Source organism: uncultured Phascolarctobacterium sp., from assembly GCF_905212365.1.
Lineage (GTDB): Bacteria > Bacillota > Negativicutes > Acidaminococcales > Acidaminococcaceae > Phascolarctobacterium_A.
Map to the genome: position 1 here is coordinate 1 of NZ_CAJMEH010000101.1, position 2,536 is coordinate 2,536.

Below are 2,536 nucleotides of genomic sequence, written 5' to 3' on the forward strand. Positions count from 1 at the left end.
CAGGCTGATGCACGATTTTTTCTGCACCAGCGCCAGCGATATGCATTATCATGAATTAAAGCAACGTGTAAAATATTTTAAGGAAACCGAGGAAGGAGTGCAGACTATGTGCAAAATTATGGAAGAACTTAAACAGGAAGGTTTTGCTGAAGGCGAAGCAAAGGGAAGAAGTGAAGGCCTCGCTCAAGGTAGAAATGAAAGTACATTAGCATCAATCAAAAGCCTAAAAATTTCCCAAAACTGGACTACTGAGCAAGCATTAACCGCTCTCAACATCGATAAAAAGAATTGGGCAACATACATTGCATTACTCTGAATTATAATTGCTACCAACTTACCACTAGAACAAATTCAAGCTATCCGCGTATAGCCCACGGCACAACTGTATATTTCACGCTAGAGGACGGCGCAGGCCGTCCTTTTTTCATTTCACTATCCCCTGCAGATACGCCAAAAACTTATCCCTTAAATTCTCCCGGCGCATTGCGTACTCCACCATGGCCTCCAAATAGCCCTGCTTATCGCCCACATCGTAGCGACGCCCTACGAAATCATAAGCGTACATAGCCTGCTGCTGCGCCAAAACTTTCAAAGCGTCCGTCAGCTGAATTTCGCCGCCGCGGCCCGGCGCAGTATTTTCCAAAATAGTAAAAATTTCCGGCGTAATAATATAGCGCCCCAAAACCGCCAAACGGCTGGGAGCTTCATTTACCGCAGGCTTTTCCACCATATCTTTTACACGAAAAATACGTTTCTTGCCAGTCGGCGCGCTGTCCACAATTCCGTAAGCAGAAACCTTTTCCTGCGGCACAGTCTGGCAGCCCAGCACACTGCCGCCAGTCGCAGCATACACATCTATAAGCTGCTTCAGGCAGGGATAATCGTCATTGTAAACAACGTCGTCGCCCAAAAGCACGGCAAATGGTTCATTCCCCACAAAAGCTTTGGCGCATAAAATAGCATGACCTAAGCCCTTGGCCTCCTTCTGCCGGATAAAATGAATGTCAATATCAGCTATGCTTCGCACCAGCTGCAGCAACTCGTCCTTATTATGATCCGCTAAATTAACTTCCAGTTCCGGGCTTCTGTCAAAATGGTCCTCGATAGCGCGTTTAGTGCTACTGGTAACTATTAAGATTTCAGTAATACCGCTAGCTAAGGCTTCCTCGATAATGTACTGAATCGTAGGCTTATCCACAATGGGCAGCATTTCCTTAGGACAGGCTTTGGTCGCAGGCAAGAAGCGAGTGCCTAAGCCTGCGGCGGGAATAACGGCTTTTCTAATTTTTTGCATTGTAAATCATCCTTGTCTATATATTTATCATATAATATATTTTTAAGATTTTTCTATTCAAGCAACCGCATAGCACAACTCTTTTAAGTTGCTAACGATATTGAATTCAAGAATAACTCAACAGCGGTAAAACAGTATATGCGTTATTTCCAATACATAATACTATTCTTTTCATTTACTTTATCCCTCTTGTTCAATTTACATTTATTTTCTTTCCCAATTATCCACGGAGTTATTCTTATAATGCTTTTATATACCTTGCTGCATATCATCATCGTTACAACTACAACTATCAAGGACAGAACTAAATTTTCCCTGACTGCATCCGTCCCCATGTGCAAAGGGATTGAGACTAGCTTAACAATAACTCTATAAACAGGTCCATGTATGCACAGAACCACAAGAGATATTCTGCCGAAGTACTGAAGGATATCGTTTTGGTCAATCATCAGGGAAAGAATCAACACGCCAACAATCCCAACTGTCGCTGTGACAAACCACATAATCCCTGTTTTCAGCGCCAAATATGCTAGAACGAAGTTACCTCCAAGCAAAACAAGAACTTCAAATATTAGCCATACACTAGTCTGCCCCTGAATTTTTTTATCAGCACTCTTATCCTTAAAGAATGTTCCCAATGCGTAAAAACCAATATACCTGAAAACACGATCAAATCCCCAAAGCATCACTGGCAGAGGTACTACTATATACATTACACTCATTATTACAGCAACAGCATAGGCCAAGATCTTACCATTATGTAAATATTTATTTCCTAAGCAAACTAAACCATTAAACAAAACCACTGTCAGAAAAAAACATGGCAAAAACCACAAGTGTACATTAAAATCAAGATAATCATATGCACCATAAAACAATCCAAGAATGGAATCCCTAAAACCCATGTCTGAACTGCGGAATCGACGCTCCATTAGTTGCCAATAGAATAAAAGCAGAAATCCAAAGCTAAAATATGGAATTACAATTGTCTGAAACCTCTTTTTTACATCGGTCAGTACAGACTTCTTACTATATGCCCATCCCGCTGCAAAGAAAAAGAGCGGCATGTGGAAAGAGTATAACCAATCAAAAACCGTTTTGTTTGAATACACGTGACCAATGGCGACCAATATGATTCCTATTCCTTTTAATACATCAAGCCACGATAATCTTGCTCTGCTCTGCTCTGCTCTGCTCTGCTCTGCTCTGCTCTGCTCTGCTCTGCTCTGCTCTGCTCTGCTC

At 41.8% G+C, this 2,536-nt stretch carries 2 protein-coding genes and 1 pseudogene; 1 reads left to right on the forward strand and 2 read right to left on the reverse strand.

From position 1 onward, the window contains the following. A pseudogene (locus QZ105_RS10365) lies at positions 1 to 316 on the forward strand (hypothetical protein); the annotation flags it as partial. A 108-nt stretch (positions 317 to 424) separates the two neighbouring features. On the opposite strand, the gene galU reads toward QZ105_RS10365, so the two are convergent. Both galU and QZ105_RS10375 read right to left on the reverse strand, forming a co-directional pair. Next, a complete protein-coding gene (gene galU, locus QZ105_RS10370) occupies positions 425 to 1,294 on the reverse strand; it encodes a UTP--glucose-1-phosphate uridylyltransferase GalU (protein WP_293729843.1) in 870 nt (289 codons plus the stop codon). A 143-nt stretch (positions 1,295 to 1,437) separates the two neighbouring features. Beyond that, positions 1,438 to 2,536: acyltransferase family protein (locus QZ105_RS10375; protein ID WP_293729844.1), on the reverse strand; the 1,099-nt coding region annotated here is incomplete at its 5' end.

Bases quoted from the DNA above. Each gene is read 5' to 3' on its own strand.
- galU (WP_293729843.1), bottom strand. From the start codon at position 1,294: ATGCAAAAAATTAGAAAAGCCGTTATTCCCGCCGCAGGCTTAGGCACT.